This is a genomic window from Kocuria sp. cx-455 (genome assembly GCF_057707085.1).
Genome location: NZ_JBYIPM010000003.1, coordinates 44,365 through 57,980 on the forward strand (window position 1 = coordinate 44,365; position 13,616 = coordinate 57,980).

Sequence of the window (13,616 nt, forward strand, 5' to 3'; positions counted from 1 at the left end):
ATCCGCGCTCCCGCAACCCCGGTGCACCAATCGGTCTTGCGCTCTGCAACATGAGCAACCGCTTTGGGTACACGTGACCGGGCGGGCACGCACAACAGCAATCTATGTTACCGGAAGCTCCAAATCTGCGCCAATTAACGGGTCTGCGTATTTCACCAGGTAATAACCCACAACGGCGCGTGCTCACGTACCGACGTCAGAATCCGGTGAACAAGATCGCAAGCGGCAGCGCCGAGGCCGCGATGATGCACAGGATCATGGGCAAGAAGCGCCGCGCATTACCCCCGGCAACCGCACCGAGTAGCCCCAGTGGGAAAGAGAGCCATGTGCCAGCGGAGTAACCGGAGAGCGCGAAACCCACGGCGGTCAGGCTGAACAGGGCACCCGCCCACGCCGCTATCGGCGCGACTGGCCCGCCCCAGTTCGGCCGTGGTTGATAGTCCGTTGCTGAATCGGTCACGAATGCCTCCAGGTCAGAGCAACAAATATGCACGCTCCGCCGCCGAGCCTACTCACTCAACCGCCCGGTCAGCAGGGGGTTCAGCTCTGCGGGCGTTTGGCCCGCGTCCGCTCCGCGCGCGCGGCCAGTTCGTGATCCGCGGGGTACTCGACGGATTCCAGCACGAGTCCGTGCGGGGGCGCGAGCAACACGCGGGCATCGCGCACACGCGCCTCCAACCGCTCCCCCAGCCAATCCTGTCCGTAGCTGCCCCGGCCCACTCGAGTGGCCGCGCCCACGACGGAACGGACCATGTGATGGCAGAACGCGTCGGCCGTGAGCCGCACGACCACGAGACCCGAGGCGTCCCGCTGCACCGATGCGGATTGCAGTTCACGAATCGTCGTAGCGCCCTCCCTGGGTTTGCAGAAACTCAAGAAGTCGTTGAGCCCCAGCAAATGCGTCACGGCGGAGTTCATGGCCGGGACATCGAGCTCGTCATTGACCCACCACGCAAAACCGCGCGTCAACGGATCGTGGCCGCCGGCGGCATCGGAGATCCGGTACGCATAGCTGCGGGATAGCGCCGAGAATCTGGCGTCGAATCCGGCGGGTGCCTCAGCGGCGTCGTGGACGACAATGGCACCCAGCGCGAGGACGAGCCCCTGGCTGAGTCGGTCCTTGCCCAGTACACGATTGAGGGCACCGTTGAGCCGCCGAACCAGCACCTCCCCCGGAGTCGCACCACCGCGGCCAGCCACCGATTCCCAGGCGGACACCGGCACATCCACGTGAACGGTTTGACGCCGGGCATGCACACCCGTATCCGTACGCCCCGCGACAACCGTGCGCGCCGGGCGGCGTAGAACCAGCTCGAGCGCGGCCTCCACCGCGCCCTGGACCGTGGGCAGCGACGGTTGCCTCGCCCACCCGCTGAACGGGGCGCCGTCGTACGCGACATCGATCCGCAAGCGCACCAGCTCACCCGACATGGTCATATCCTCCCCACAAATGACGACGCCGCCGCAGGTTACCTGCGGCGGCGTCGGACGAGCAGCGTAGTGCTTACTCGGCGATCTTCTGAGCGGCAGCGCCACCGGCCGGCTGGAAACCAGCGGCCTCGGCATTGGCCGGGGAATCGAACCAGATCTCGGCGGTGGTACCGGAGTACCAGCGGGAGCCGGGAACGTGGTACTTCATGGAGTTCTTGTTGCCCTTGATGGAGAAGCCCTCGGGGGCTTCACCGGACTCCAACGGTGCGCGCGAACCGGCGAACTCGGCGTCCTGGTTCTCGGCTGCGACCTCGGCTGCCTCTTCGGGGGTCTCGGGAGCCTGCTCTTCAGCGGGAATCTCCTGAGCCTTGACCTCTTCGGCAGTGGTGTCGGCCGGGGTATCGACCGGCGCGGCCGGAGCCACGGCAGCCTTCTCCGTGGCCTTTTCCGCTTCAGCCACGGTGGACTTGGTAGCAACGGGCTCCATGACCAGCTCGATGACCGCCATGGGGGCGTTGTCGCCCTTGCGGTTACCGATCTTGGTGATGCGGGTGTAACCACCGTCGCGGCCGTCCATGGCCGGAGCGATGGCGGTGAACAGCTCGTGCACCACGGACTTGTCATTGAGCTGACGCATCACGCGACGGCGAGCAGCCAGGTCACCGCGCTTGGCGAAGGTGATCAGACGCTCCGCTACGGGACGCAGGCGCTTGGCCTTGGTCACGGTGGTGGTGATGCGCTTGTGTTCGAACAATTGCTGGGACATGTTCGAGAGCATCATGCGCTCGTGGGTAGGCCCGCCGCCGAGACGGGGTCCCTTGGTAGGGGTAGGCATAGTAGATCTCCTGGTGATCGGTCTCTCGCGCGGCTAGCTCGCTGCCTCGTGAGAAACGGGAAAGTTGTAAGACTTCAGTCGAGGTCGACGTCGAACGGGTTGTTGTTCTCGTCCTCGTCCTCCAACGAAGCTGCGTGCGCGGCGAGGTCGTAACCTGGCGGGGAGTCCTTCAGAGCCAGACCGAGCTCCTGGAGCTTGGCCTTGACCTCGTCAATGGACTTGGCACCGAAGTTACGGATGTCCATCAGGTCCGCCTCGGAGCGTGCAACCAGTTCACCCACGCTGTGGATGCCCTCACGCTTCAGGCAGTTGTAGGAGCGAACGGTGAGTTCCAGATCCTCGATGGGCAGGGCCATGTCGGCGGCGGCAGCAGCATCCGTGGGCGACGGACCGATCTCGATACCCTCGGCCGTGGTGTTGAGCTCGCGCGCCAGGCCGAACAGCTCCACCAGGGTGGTACCGGCGGAAGCAACAGCATCACGCGGGGTGATGGCCTCCTTGGTTTCCACGTCCAGGACGAGCTTGTCGAAGTCGGTGCGCTGTTCCACACGAGTGGCTTCCACGCGGAAAGTCACCTTGAGGACCGGGGAGTAGATGGAGTCAACCGGAACGCGACCGATTTCGGAATCCGCAGACTTGTTCTGCGAAGCAGAAACATAGCCGCGACCGCGTTCAATGGTCAGCTCGATCTCCAACTGGCCCTTGGAGTTCAAGGTGGCAATGTGCAGTTCCGGGTTGTGGACCTCGACACCGGCCGGAGCCGAGATGTCAGCGGCAGTCACTTCGCCGGGTCCCTGCTTGCGCAGCCACGCGGTCACGGGCTCGTCCTCCTCGGAGGACAGCGAGAGCTTCTTTATGTTTAAGATCAGCTCGGTGACGTCTTCCTTGACACCGTCCACGGTGGAGAACTCGTGCAGCACACCGTCAATGCGGATGCTGGTCACGGCGGCACCGGGGATGGAGGACAAGAGAGTGCGGCGCAGGGAGTTGCCGAGGGTGTAGCCGAAACCGGGCTCGAGCGGTTCAATCACGAACCGGGAGCGATTATCTGCCACTACCTCTTCGGTGAGGGTGGGGCGCTGTGCGATGAGCACTGATGTTTCCTTTCAGCGTGCCTCCGCCATATGACGCACGCAGGTGGTGGAAAACAAGGGGTGAGGTGCGCGGGGACCAGGCGAGATCACCGCGTCGATGCGCGGGCACCGAACCAAAGGGGTTCGGTGCTCACGCTGCGCGCATCAAACGCGACGGCGCTTGGGGGGACGGCAACCATTGTGAGCGGACGGGGTGACGTCCTGAATGGAGCCAACCTCGAGCCCGGTGGCCTGCAGTGCACGGATAGCGGTTTCGCGCCCGGAACCCGGTCCCTTGACGAACACGTCGACCTTGCGCATGCCGTGCTCCTGAGCGCCCTTGGCCGCGGCCTCGGCGGCCTGCTGAGCGGCGAACGGGGTGGACTTACGTGATCCCTTAAAGCCCATGCCGCCGGCGGAAGCCCACGACAGGACGGCACCGGAGGGATCGGTGATGGAAACGATGGTGTTGTTGAACGTGGACTTGATGTGGGCCTGGCCCTGAGTCACGTTCTTATTAACCTTGCGACGCGGCTTGCGAGCAGCCGTCGCGCGAGTTTTCTGAGCCATTAATTCTCCTACAAAGATCTTCGACGTTGATCAGCCACCGGCTTGGGCGGCGACCACGATTACTTCTTCTTGCCGGCGACCGTGCGCTTGGGACCCTTACGGGTACGTGCGTTGGTCTTGGTGCGCTGGCCGTGGACCGGGAGGCCACGGCGGTGACGCACACCCTGGTAGCTACCGATTTCGACCTTGCGGCGGATATCGGCGGCAACCTCGCGGCGCAAATCGCCTTCGACCTTGTAGTTGCCCTCGATGTAGTCGCGCAGCTCCACGAGCTGAGCGTCGGTGAGATCCTTCACGCGCACATCGCCCGAGATGCCGGTGGCGTCAAGGGTTGCGAGTGCGCGGGTACGACCCACGCCGTAGATGTAAGTCAGCGCGATTTCCAGCCGCTTTTCGCGGGGGAGGTCTACGCCTGCGAGACGAGCCATGGTGGCGGTTCTCCTTGTACTGTCCGGAGGTCTTGAACACTGCGTCCCGAACAAGGTGTTGCGTTCGGTCTCCGGCCTCCGTGCCGGGGGTTGCCGCACCGTGCGGTGCTGGCTGCAGTGTCCGTTCTGTCAATCCACTTGCGTGGGCGGGAGCGCTCCCGTCAGCCCTGGCGCTGCTTGTGCCTGGGGTTCGAGCAGATCACCATGACTCGGCCGTTACGGCGAATCACCTTGCAGTTGTCGCAGATCTGCTTGACGCTCGGTTGGACCTTCATCGCATTCCTTCGCGTACTAGTGGTGGTGAATAACGCAGCAAACACCCCGCAGATCACAGCGATCCGCGCGGTGTGTGGTGCCGCGATGGTGCTACTTGTAGCGGTAGACGATCCGGCCTCGGGTAAGGTCATACGGGCTCAGCTCCACCACGACCCGATCCTCAGGGAGAATTCGGATGTAGTGTTGGCGCATTTTCCCAGAGATGTGGGCGAGCACCTTGTGACCGTTGTTCAGCTCAACACGGAACGACGCGTTGGGCAGAGCCTCGACCACAGTGCCTTCGATCTCGATGACTCCGTCTTTCTTGGCCATATCCTCCGCTAACTTTTCGAGGGGTCCGGTTATCTATCCGGACGGTTTACAGAACTCTCGCCGCTGAATGCCAGCAGTCACAACTCACCCCTGCAACGTGAGTTCGGGGTGGATTTGTGGCTGGACAGGGCTCAGGGGCGCGAGCACAGACAACCAACGCAATACGATACGCGGTTGAGACTTGATATGCAATCCGGTAACGGGTAGGGGCTACCGGCCACGACGCCGCTGCGGGCCTAGACATCCGCGGCCAGCTGGCCGCATGCGCCGTCGATGTCGGAACCGCGAGTGTCACGCACCGTGGTGGGGATGCCGTGGGCGCGCAGTCGCTCCACGAAGTTCTGCTCGACTCCCGGGCGCGACGCCGTCCATTTGGAACCCGGCGTGGGGTTCAACGGGATGGGGTTCACGTGGACCCATCCGGCGCCGCGCTTGTTCAGCTTCTCCCCCAGCAGATCCGCTCGCCAGCCCTGATCGTTCATGTCGCGGATCAGCGCGTACTCAATGGAGACTCGACGGCCGGTGGCATCGTAATATTCGCGGGCGGCATCCAGTGCTTCATCGACCTTCCAACGGTTGTTGACCGGGATCAATTCATCACGCAGTTCGTCATCCGGCGCGTGCAGGGACAGCGCCAGGGTGATCGGCAGCTTCTCCTGGGTGAATTTGCGCATCCCCGGCACCAGACCGACCGTGGACATGGTCAACCCGCGTGCGGAAATGCCCAGGCCTTCGGGCGAGGGATCGATCAGGCGATGCACGGCTCCCATGGTGGCCTTGTAATTGGCCAGCGCCTCACCCATGCCCATGAAGACGATGTTCGACACGCGCAGGGGAGCTTCCTCCGCGGGGCCCACCACGCCGTCACGCAGGGCCCGAATACCCTGCACGACCTGGTCCACGATCTCCGCGGCGGAAAGATTACGCGTCAACCCGGCCTGGCCCGTGGCGCAGAACGGGCAGTTCATGCCGCAACCGGCCTGGGAGGAGATGCACATGGTCACGCGTTTGCTGTAGCGCATCAGCACGGACTCAACCATGGCGCCGTCATACAGGCGATGGACGGACTTGACCGTCATGCCTTGATCGGCCTTGAGGTTCTTGACCGTGGTCAGCAGCTGTGGCATTGCTGCGGCAACCAACTCCTTGCGCTGACCGGCCGGAAGGTCGGTCATCTTCTCCGGGTCCGATTCAAAGCGCTCGAAGTAGTGCTTGGACAATTGCGCGGCGCGGAAGGCCGGGTAGCCGGCCTCTTGCAGCATTTCCTTACGCCCGGCCAGATCCAGGTCCGCCAGGTGCTGCGGCGGCTTGCCGCGACGAGCGGGCTTGAACACCAGCTGGCCGGGTTTCGGTCGCTGCGTGATCTCTACAGTTTCGGTGGCCATGTCTGGTCCTTTCGCTCGTGCGGACCGCGCGTGCGGTTCAGGATGCGGCTATCGGGACGGGATGTACGCCCAGGGGTTCGAGTTCGGAAGCACCACCGTCCTCAGCGGTAAGCACCCACAGGCCCTTGGAGTGCAGGCATACGCTGTGTTCCCACTGGCTCGCGTTGGAGCCGTCCACGGTCACCACGGTCCAATCATCCTCAAGAATCCTGGTTTCAATACCTCCGCGCACCAGCATGGGCTCAATGGCCAGCGCCATACCCGCGACCAGTCGAGGCCCGCGGTTGCGCACCGCGTAGTTGGGAACGTCCGGTGCCATGTGCATCGCGGTGCCGATGCCGTGCCCCACGTAGTCCTCCAGGATACCAAGACGTTGCCCGACCGCACCGTGCACGTAGTCCTCGACCGCCTGCCCGATGTCCCCCACGTGGCTGCCGGTGGCCATGGCGGCGATGCCACGCCACATGGCCGCGCGTGTCACCTTGGACAGCTCGACATCCGCGGGGTCGTGGTGCTCCCCCACCAATACGGTCCGGGCCGAGTCGCCGTGCCACCCGTCGACGACGGCGCCGCCGTCGATGGAGACGATGTCCCCGTCCGCCAGTACGTCACTACCTGGGATTCCGTGCACCACCCGGTCGTTGACGGACACACACACTGTGGCCGGGTAGCCGAAGTACCCCAGGAAATTCGACTCCGCGTTGTTCTCCGCGAGGACGTCCCGAAAGGCCCGGTCCACGTCAGCGGTCGTGGCGCCGGGAACGGCCGCGGTGACGGCGGCGTCCAGGGCACGCGAAGTCACCACCCCCGCGCGGGCCATGACCGCGAGCTGAGTGTCGGACTTCAGTTCTACCTTGCGGCGACCAAACACGGTGACCATTCCCTTCGTAGTGCGGTGTGTACTGACAACGGCTAAGCCCTCGGACGGCGCACAGCAGCGCCGTTCCGAGGGCTTACAGCCGCGATCTGCTTCAGCGAGCCAGTGTCGCCATGATGCGTTCGGTGACCTCGTCGATGTCACCGAGGCCGTCCACCTGAGTCACGATGCCACGCCGGTCGTACACCTCGACGACCGGTGCGGTCTGCTCGTCATACACGTCCAGGCGATGCCGGATCACCTCTTCGGTGTCATCGGTTCGGCCCTGTTCCTGGGCCCGCCCCAACAACCGCTTGACGAGCTCGTCATTGTCCGCGGTCAGCAGCAACACCACGTCCAGGTGGGTGTCGTTGACCTCTAGGATTTTGTCCAGCTCTTCGACCTGAGCCACGGTGCGGGGGTAACCGTCCAGCAGAAAACCGTTGTCGACATCGGACTGCGCCAGACGATCCCGAACCATGGAGTTCGTCACTGAGTCCGGGACCAGGTTGCCCTGGTCCGTGTAACGCTGGGCTTCCTGACCGAGCTCGGTCTGCTCCTTGATATTCGCACGGAAGATATCCCCGGTGGAGATCGCAGGAACGCTCAATCGTTCACAAATACGAGCCGCTTGCGTGCCCTTGCCAGCGCCTGGCGGTCCGATGATCAACATACGGGTCATGGTTTCTCCTTGCACGAACTTCTCTGGTCCCCCACCACTTTACTGGCAACGACCCACTCGCGGGGTCGATCCCCAGGCATCGTCAGAACTCGGTGGCCGACTACTTCCGCAGCAGCCCCTCGTAATGGCGCTGCTGCAACTGCGCGTCGATCTGCTTCACGGTGTCCAGACCCACGCCCACCATGATCAGCAGCGACGGGCCGCCGAACGGGAAATTCTGGTTGGCGTCAAAGAGCACCAGCGCCACGAGCGGGATCATGGACACGATGCCCAGGTACAGGGCACCGGGCAGGGTGATACGGGAGAGCACGTAGCGCAGGTAGTTTTCCGTGGGGCGCCCCGCACGGATGCCCGGGATGAACCCCCCGTAGCGCTTCATGTTGTTGGAGACTTCCTCGGGGTTGAAGGTGATGGACACGTAGAAGTACGTGAACGCCACGATCATCAGGAAGTACGTGACCATGTAGAACGGGTGGTCTCCCGATGTCAGGTACGTGTTGATCCAGTTGACCCAACCCGGCACCGGTGAGCCGTCATTGGGCATTCCGAACTGGGCGATCATGGACGGCAGCATCAGCATGGATGACGCGAAGATGATGGGGATCACCCCGGCCATGTTGACCTTGAGCGGAATATAGGTGCTGGTACCGCCAATGGTGCGGCGACCCACCATGCGCTTGGCGTACTGCACAGGAATGCGGCGCTGTGACTGCTCGACGAACACCACGCACGTGATGACCACCAGGCCCACCGCGCACACTCCCAGGAACAGACCCCAACCGCGGGTGCGCAGAATGTCACCGAGGGCAGAGGGGAAGGTCGCGGCAATGGACGTGAAGATCAACAAGGACATTCCGTTACCGACGCCCCTGTCGGTGATGCGTTCACCGAGCCACATGATCAAGGTGGTGCCGGCGGTCATCGTAAGGATCATGATGACCAGGATCATCAGCGAGTCATCGGGAATGATCGGCAGGGGGCAGTCGCCCAGCAGAGCGCCGGAGCGAGCCAGCGACACCACCGTGGTGGCGTTGAGCGCGGCCAGACCAATGGTGAGGTAACGCGTGTACTGCGTGAGTTTGGTCTGCCCCTGGGCGCCCTCTTCGTGGAGTTCCTGGAAACGGGGAATGACCACGCGTAACAGCTGCACGATGATGCTGGCCGTAATGTAAGGCATCACACCCAGCGCGAAGATGGACAACTGCAGGAGCGCGCCGCCGCTGAACAGGTTGACCAGGTCGTACACGCCACCGCTGGTGTTACCCAAGGCCAGACACTGCTGCACGTTGCCGTAGTCCACGCCAGGCGCGGGGATGAAAGTGCCCAACCTGTAGATCACGATGATCCCGAGGGTGAACAGCAGCTTATTGCGCAGTTCCGGCGTTGTGAACGCCCGTGCGAAAGCACTGAGCACAGGTCCTCCTCCAAAAACTTCAGTGTTGGCCCGGCCGGTCCCGACCCCGGGCAAGTCTAGCGAAGGATGCCGCGCGCGCACGCTGGGAAGTGAGCACCGACACCCCGATAAAAGTAGCGAGCCCCGCGCCGACAATACGGCACGGGGCCCGCTTCAGTTCAGGGTTACACCCTACAACCGATGACTGCGTTCGGTCTCACGCGGTCTGCGTGGAACCGCCGGCAGCGGCGATCTTCTCAGCTGCTGAGGCGGAGAACTTGTCCGCGGTGATGTTCAGTGCAACGGAGATCTCCCCGGTGCCCAGAACCTTCACCGGCTGGTTCTTGCGGACCGCACCCTTGGCGACCAGATCGGAGATACCGATCGTGCCCCCTTCGGGGAACAGCTCGCCCAGACGGTCGAGGTTCACAACCTGGTACTCCACCCGGAACGGGTTGGTGAAACCACGCAGCTTGGGCAGACGCATCTGCAACGGCAGCTGACCGCCGGCGAAGCCGGCCTTCACCTGGTAACGCGCCTTGGTGCCCTTGGTACCGCGACCGGCAGTCTTACCCTTCGAAGCCTCACCACGACCCACACGGGTCTTGGACTGGTGAGATCCGGGGGCCGGACGCAGGTGGTGAACCTTCAGGGCGTGCTGCTTCTTGCTCCCAATGTTTTCAGCCATGGTCACTCGGCCTCCTCAACCTCTACGAGATGCGACACGGTATTGATCATGCCCGCGGTCGCCGCATCGGCCTTGCGCACCACCACATTGCCCGGCTTCTTCAAGCCCAGCGAACGCAGGGTGTCACGCATGTTCTGCTTCTGACCGACCATGGAGCGGATCTGCTTGATACGCAGGTTGGCACCGTCGGCCTGAATGCGCTTTCCGTTCATCAGGCACCTGCCTTCTGGATATCGCGCAGCAGCGGGCCCGGAACAACCTCGTCCATGGGCAGGCCACGACGGGCAGCCACGGAAGCGGGCTCTTCGAGCATCCGCAGGGCCTCAATGGTTGCCTGCACGATGTTGATCTGGTTGGACGAACCCAAGGACTTGGACAACACGTCGTGGATGCCCGCGCACTCGAGTACGGCACGCACCGGGCCACCGGCGATAACACCGGTACCCGGGGTGGCCGGACGCAACATCACGACACCGGCAGCGGCTTCGCCCTGCACACGGTGCGGGATGGTGCGGTCTTCCACGCGAGGAACCCGGAAGAAATTCTTCTTGGCTTCCTCAACGCCCTTGGAAATGGCGGCGGGAACTTCCTTGGCCTTGCCGTAACCCACGCCGACCATGCCGTTGCCATCGCCAACCACCACGAGGGCGGTGAAGCTGAAGCGGCGGCCACCCTTGACCACCTTAGACACGCGGTTGATGGTGACGACGCGCTCGAGGAACTTGTCCTTCTCCTCGTCACGACCGCCACGGCCACCACGGCCGCCGCGTTCGTTACGACCGCCGCGTTCGCCGCGGCCACCCCGCTCGTTGCGGTTGCCGCGACCGCCGCGGCCACCGCGGTTGTCGTCAGTTCCCTGCTGAGCCTCGGTAGCTTCGTTGGAAGCGTTGGTGGCTTCGCTCACCTTGGTTTCCTTCTCATTGTTCTGCTCGCTCACAGCGCCAGACCTCCTTCACGGGCACCATCGGCCACCGCGGCCACGCGGCCGTGGTACTTGTTACCGCCGCGGTCGAAAACCACAGTTTCGATTCCGGCAGCCTTGGCGCGTTCGGCAACGAGCTCGCCCACGCGCTTGGCCTTGGCGGTCTTGTCGTCCGTGGCGGACCGCAGGTCAGCTTCCATGGTGGAAGCGGACGCCAGGGTGACACCCTTGTCGTCGTCGATCACCTGAGCGACCATGTGACGCGCGGAACGGGTCACTACGAGACGGGGACGCAGAGCGCTGCCGACAACGTACTTGCGTACGCGGCGGTGACGGCGTGCACGCTGAGCGGACTTCGACTTGCCCTTGATTACGAGAGCCATGATTACTTACCAGCCTTTCCGGCCTTGCGGCGGATCTGCTCGCCGGCATAACGCACGCCCTTGCCCTTGTAGGGATCGGGCAGACGCAGCTTGCGGATCTTCGCGGCGACCTGGCCAACCTGCTGCTTGTCGATTCCGGCCACGGTGACCTTGTTCGCGCCTTCCACGGACAGCGTGATGCTGTCCGGAGCTTCGAACGGGACAGGGTGGCTGTAGCCCAGAGCGAACTCCAGGTTGGCACCCTTGGCCTGCACGCGGTAACCGGTTCCGACGATTTCCAGCTGCTTGCTGTAACCCTCGGAGACACCCTGGACCATGTTGGCGATCAGGGTACGAGTCAACCCGTGCAGAGCGCGGGATTCACGCTCGTCGTTGGGGCGGGACACCTGAACGGTGCCGTCTTCAACTACCACGGTGATGGGAGCGGCCACGGTTTGCGTCAATTCGCCCTTGGGGCCATTGACCTTCACCACGGTACCGTCCACAGCGACCTCCACACCGGCGGGCACAGAGATCGGGAGACGTCCAATACGTGACATGTTCTCTTCCTTTCGTGTTCTGTGCTACCGATTACCAGACGTACGCGAGGACTTCCCCGCCCACGCCCTTCTTGCCGGCCTGCTTATCAGTCAGCAGACCCGAAGAGGTGGAGAGGATCGCGATGCCCATACCGCCGAGAACCTTCGGCAAGTTGGTGGACTTCGCGTAAACGCGCAAACCTGGCTTGGAGATGCGGCGAACGCCTGCAATGGAGCGCTCACGGTTGGGGCCGAACTTCAGGGACAGAACGAGGGTCTTGCCGACCTTGGCCGGCTCCTCGTTCCAGTCCGCGATGTAACCCTCGGCCTTGAGGATGTCCGCAACCCGAGCCTTCAGCTTGGAGTACGGCATGCTCACGGTGTCGTGGTACGCGGAGTTCGCATTACGCAGACGCGTCAGCATGTCTGCGACAGGATCTGTCATTGTCATGTTTGGGCACATGCCCTTCCTCGTCACGGTTTCCCGGCCGGTTACAGCCAGTCGGGACCTCTGACGTCGCGGGAATTAGTTGGTCTTGAACGGGAAGCCGAGCGCCTTGAGCAGGGCACGACCCTCGTCGTCAGTCTTTGCGGAGGTCACCACGGTGATGTCCATGCCGCGCACGCGGTCAATCCGGTCCTGGTCGATTTCGTGGAACATGGACTGTTCCGTCAAACCGAAGGTGTAGTTGCCGTTGCCGTCGAAGTGGCGATCGGACAGTCCGCGGAAGTCACGGATACGCGGCAGGGCCAGGGTTACCAGACGGTCCAGGAATTCCCACATGCGGTCGCCACGCATGGTGACGTGGGCGCCGATGGGCATGCCTTCGCGCAGTTTGAACTGTGCAATGGACTTCTTGGCGCGGTTGACCACGGGCTTCTGGCCGGTGATGGCGGTCAGGTCCTTGATGGCGGAATCCACCAGCTTGGAGTCCTTGGCTGCCTCGCCCAGGCCCATGTTCACGACGACCTTGGTGATGCGGGGCAGCTGCATGACGTTCGTGTAACCGAACTCTTCCTGCAGTGCCGGCGCAACGGTCTCCTGGTACTTGGTCTTGAACCGCGGTGTCATCTTGGTTTCGGTCGTTTCGCTCATCACAGATCCTTGCCGGTGCTCTTGGACACGCGAACGCGAACGGTCTTCTGCTTGCCGTCACGCTCCACGGTCTCGGTGCGGTAGCCCACGCGGGTCGGCTTGCCGGTCTCCGGGTCCACGAGCATCACGTTGGAGATGTGAATGGGAGCCTCGGTCTTGACGATGCCACCGGCTTCGCCCTGGGCGTTGGCACGCTTGTGCTTGGTCACCACGTTGACACCCTCAACCACCACGCGGGAGGTTTCGGTGTTTACGTGCAGGACCTTGCCCTGCTTGCCCTTGTTCTGCTTACTGCCGGAAATGACCTGAACCAGGTCTCCGGTCTTGATCTTGAATTTTGCCATGTCAGAGCACCTCCGGAGCCAGCGAGATGATCTTCATGAACTTCTTGTCGCGCAGCTCGCGACCCACGGGGCCGAAGATGCGCGTGCCACGGGGATCCCCGTCGGTCTTCAAGATCACTGCGGCGTTCTCGTCGAAACGAATGTAGGAGCCGTCGGAACGGCGCCTCTGCTTCTTGGTACGGACCACAACGGCCTTGACAACGTCGCCCTTCTTGACGTTGCCGCCGGGGATTGCGTCCTTTACGGTGGCGACAATAACGTCGCCAATGCCTGCGTAACGGCGTCCGGATCCACCGAGCACACGGATGGTGAGGATTTCCTTTGCACCCGTGTTATCGGCGACCCTAAGCCGCGACTCCTGCTGAATCACTGATTTCTCCTGTCGTCGCGCCGGTTCTCATCCATATCTGGACGATGTCGAGCC

At 63.1% G+C, this 13,616-nt stretch carries 21 protein-coding genes; all 21 read right to left on the minus strand.

What is annotated here, in order from left to right:
- Positions 1-196: 196 nt before the first annotated feature.
- The 21 genes from AC3ENJ_RS05665 to rplN all read right to left on the minus strand — a co-directional run bounded on the left by AC3ENJ_RS05665 (position 197) and on the right by rplN (position 13,562).
- Positions 197-460 (minus strand): hypothetical protein, encoded by a 264-nt coding sequence (locus AC3ENJ_RS05665; protein ID WP_190781382.1) that lies wholly within the window; start codon positions 458-460, stop codon positions 197-199.
- An 80-nt stretch (positions 461-540) separates the two neighbouring features.
- Positions 541-1,431 (minus strand): tRNA pseudouridine(38-40) synthase TruA, encoded by an 891-nt coding sequence (gene truA / locus AC3ENJ_RS05670; RefSeq protein WP_431813366.1) that lies wholly within the window; start codon positions 1,429-1,431, stop codon positions 541-543.
- 73 nt (positions 1,432-1,504) lie between these two features.
- The gene (rplQ, locus tag AC3ENJ_RS05675; protein ID WP_190781380.1) at positions 1,505-2,266 is read right to left on the minus strand and encodes a 50S ribosomal protein L17, sunset domain variant; all 762 of its coding nucleotides are present in this window, start codon (positions 2,264-2,266) and stop codon (positions 1,505-1,507) included.
- Positions 2,267-2,340: 74 nt separating this feature from the next.
- The gene (locus AC3ENJ_RS05680; protein WP_190781379.1) at positions 2,341-3,360 is read right to left on the minus strand and encodes a DNA-directed RNA polymerase subunit alpha; all 1,020 of its coding nucleotides are present in this window, start codon (positions 3,358-3,360) and stop codon (positions 2,341-2,343) included.
- Positions 3,361-3,504: 144 nt separating this feature from the next.
- Positions 3,505-3,909, minus strand: coding sequence for a 30S ribosomal protein S11 (gene rpsK, locus AC3ENJ_RS05685; RefSeq protein WP_012397714.1), 405 nt, complete (start codon positions 3,907-3,909; stop codon positions 3,505-3,507).
- A gap of 59 nt (positions 3,910-3,968) precedes the next feature.
- The gene (gene rpsM, locus AC3ENJ_RS05690) at positions 3,969-4,337 is read right to left on the minus strand and encodes a 30S ribosomal protein S13 (protein WP_303382525.1); all 369 of its coding nucleotides are present in this window, start codon (positions 4,335-4,337) and stop codon (positions 3,969-3,971) included.
- Positions 4,338-4,498: 161 nt separating this feature from the next.
- Positions 4,499-4,612, minus strand: a complete 114-nt coding sequence (gene rpmJ, locus AC3ENJ_RS05695; protein WP_016997073.1) for a 50S ribosomal protein L36 — start codon at positions 4,610-4,612, stop codon at positions 4,499-4,501.
- 91 nt (positions 4,613-4,703) lie between these two features.
- The gene (gene infA, locus AC3ENJ_RS05700) at positions 4,704-4,925 is read right to left on the minus strand and encodes a translation initiation factor IF-1 (RefSeq protein WP_016997072.1); all 222 of its coding nucleotides are present in this window, start codon (positions 4,923-4,925) and stop codon (positions 4,704-4,706) included.
- A 236-nt stretch (positions 4,926-5,161) separates the two neighbouring features.
- Positions 5,162-6,310, minus strand: a complete 1,149-nt coding sequence (gene rlmN / locus AC3ENJ_RS05705) for a dual-specificity RNA methyltransferase RlmN (RefSeq protein ID WP_190781377.1) — start codon at positions 6,308-6,310, stop codon at positions 5,162-5,164.
- 37 nt (positions 6,311-6,347) lie between these two features.
- Positions 6,348-7,190 (minus strand): type I methionyl aminopeptidase, encoded by an 843-nt coding sequence (gene map, locus AC3ENJ_RS05710; RefSeq protein ID WP_190781376.1) that lies wholly within the window; start codon positions 7,188-7,190, stop codon positions 6,348-6,350.
- A 91-nt stretch (positions 7,191-7,281) separates the two neighbouring features.
- Positions 7,282-7,848: an adenylate kinase gene (locus tag AC3ENJ_RS05715; protein WP_190781375.1), complete on the minus strand. Its 567-nt coding sequence runs from the start codon at positions 7,846-7,848 to the stop codon at positions 7,282-7,284.
- A gap of 100 nt (positions 7,849-7,948) precedes the next feature.
- Positions 7,949-9,262: a preprotein translocase subunit SecY gene (gene secY / locus AC3ENJ_RS05720; protein ID WP_190781374.1), complete on the minus strand. Its 1,314-nt coding sequence runs from the start codon at positions 9,260-9,262 to the stop codon at positions 7,949-7,951.
- A 196-nt stretch (positions 9,263-9,458) separates the two neighbouring features.
- Positions 9,459-9,929 (minus strand): 50S ribosomal protein L15, encoded by a 471-nt coding sequence (gene rplO, locus AC3ENJ_RS05725; RefSeq protein ID WP_190781373.1) that lies wholly within the window; start codon positions 9,927-9,929, stop codon positions 9,459-9,461.
- Between the two features lie 2 nt (positions 9,930-9,931).
- Positions 9,932-10,141, minus strand: a complete 210-nt coding sequence (rpmD, locus tag AC3ENJ_RS05730; protein ID WP_190781372.1) for a 50S ribosomal protein L30 — start codon at positions 10,139-10,141, stop codon at positions 9,932-9,934.
- Positions 10,141-10,866, minus strand: coding sequence for a 30S ribosomal protein S5 (gene rpsE / locus AC3ENJ_RS05735; RefSeq protein ID WP_190781371.1), 726 nt, complete (start codon positions 10,864-10,866; stop codon positions 10,141-10,143). The genes rpmD and rpsE overlap by 1 nt, the downstream gene beginning before the upstream one ends.
- Positions 10,863-11,234, minus strand: a complete 372-nt coding sequence (gene rplR / locus AC3ENJ_RS05740; protein ID WP_190781370.1) for a 50S ribosomal protein L18 — start codon at positions 11,232-11,234, stop codon at positions 10,863-10,865. Before rplR ends, rpsE begins: the two co-directional genes overlap by 4 nt.
- 2 nt (positions 11,235-11,236) lie before the next feature.
- On the minus strand, positions 11,237-11,773 hold the full coding sequence (gene rplF, locus AC3ENJ_RS05745) for a 50S ribosomal protein L6 (RefSeq protein WP_431813367.1): 537 nt from the start codon (positions 11,771-11,773) through the stop codon (positions 11,237-11,239).
- A 31-nt stretch (positions 11,774-11,804) separates the two neighbouring features.
- Entirely contained in the window at positions 11,805-12,197 is a 393-nt protein-coding gene (rpsH, locus tag AC3ENJ_RS05750; protein ID WP_320414959.1) for a 30S ribosomal protein S8, read from the minus strand.
- Between the two features lie 81 nt (positions 12,198-12,278).
- The gene (rplE, locus tag AC3ENJ_RS05755) at positions 12,279-12,848 is read right to left on the minus strand and encodes a 50S ribosomal protein L5 (protein ID WP_431813368.1); all 570 of its coding nucleotides are present in this window, start codon (positions 12,846-12,848) and stop codon (positions 12,279-12,281) included.
- The gene (gene rplX / locus AC3ENJ_RS05760; protein WP_431813369.1) at positions 12,848-13,192 is read right to left on the minus strand and encodes a 50S ribosomal protein L24; all 345 of its coding nucleotides are present in this window, start codon (positions 13,190-13,192) and stop codon (positions 12,848-12,850) included. The genes rplE and rplX overlap by 1 nt, the downstream gene beginning before the upstream one ends.
- A 1-nt stretch (position 13,193) precedes the next feature.
- Entirely contained in the window at positions 13,194-13,562 is a 369-nt protein-coding gene (gene rplN / locus AC3ENJ_RS05765) for a 50S ribosomal protein L14 (RefSeq protein ID WP_095796586.1), read from the minus strand.
- Positions 13,563-13,616: the final 54 nt, after the last annotated feature.

Coding starts and splice junctions, on each gene's coding strand:
- truA (WP_431813366.1), bottom strand. CDS start 1,431: ATGTCGGGTGAGCTGGTGCGCTTGCGGATCGATGTCGCGTACGACGGC.
- rplQ (WP_190781380.1), bottom strand. CDS start 2,266: ATGCCTACCCCTACCAAGGGACCCCGTCTCGGCGGCGGGCCTACCCAC.
- rpsK (WP_012397714.1), bottom strand. CDS start 3,909: ATGGCTCAGAAAACTCGCGCGACGGCTGCTCGCAAGCCGCGTCGCAAG.
- rpsM (WP_303382525.1), bottom strand. CDS start 4,337: ATGGCTCGTCTCGCAGGCGTAGACCTCCCCCGCGAAAAGCGGCTGGAA.
- rpmJ (WP_016997073.1), bottom strand. CDS start 4,612: ATGAAGGTCCAACCGAGCGTCAAGCAGATCTGCGACAACTGCAAGGTG.
- infA (WP_016997072.1), bottom strand. CDS start 4,925: ATGGCCAAGAAAGACGGAGTCATCGAGATCGAAGGCACTGTGGTCGAG.
- rlmN (WP_190781377.1), bottom strand. CDS start 6,310: ATGGCCACCGAAACTGTAGAGATCACGCAGCGACCGAAACCCGGCCAG.
- map (WP_190781376.1), bottom strand. CDS start 7,190: ATGGTCACCGTGTTTGGTCGCCGCAAGGTAGAACTGAAGTCCGACACT.
- AC3ENJ_RS05715 (WP_190781375.1), bottom strand. CDS start 7,848: ATGACCCGTATGTTGATCATCGGACCGCCAGGCGCTGGCAAGGGCACG.
- rplO (WP_190781373.1), bottom strand. CDS start 9,929: ATGGCTGAAAACATTGGGAGCAAGAAGCAGCACGCCCTGAAGGTTCAC.
- rpmD (WP_190781372.1), bottom strand. CDS start 10,141: ATGAACGGAAAGCGCATTCAGGCCGACGGTGCCAACCTGCGTATCAAG.
- rplR (WP_190781370.1), bottom strand. CDS start 11,234: ATGGCTCTCGTAATCAAGGGCAAGTCGAAGTCCGCTCAGCGTGCACGC.
- rplF (WP_431813367.1), bottom strand. CDS start 11,773: ATGTCACGTATTGGACGTCTCCCGATCTCTGTGCCCGCCGGTGTGGAG.
- rpsH (WP_320414959.1), bottom strand. CDS start 12,197: ATGACAGATCCTGTCGCAGACATGCTGACGCGTCTGCGTAATGCGAAC.
- rplE (WP_431813368.1), bottom strand. CDS start 12,848: ATGAGCGAAACGACCGAAACCAAGATGACACCGCGGTTCAAGACCAAG.
- rplX (WP_431813369.1), bottom strand. CDS start 13,192: ATGGCAAAATTCAAGATCAAGACCGGAGACCTGGTTCAGGTCATTTCC.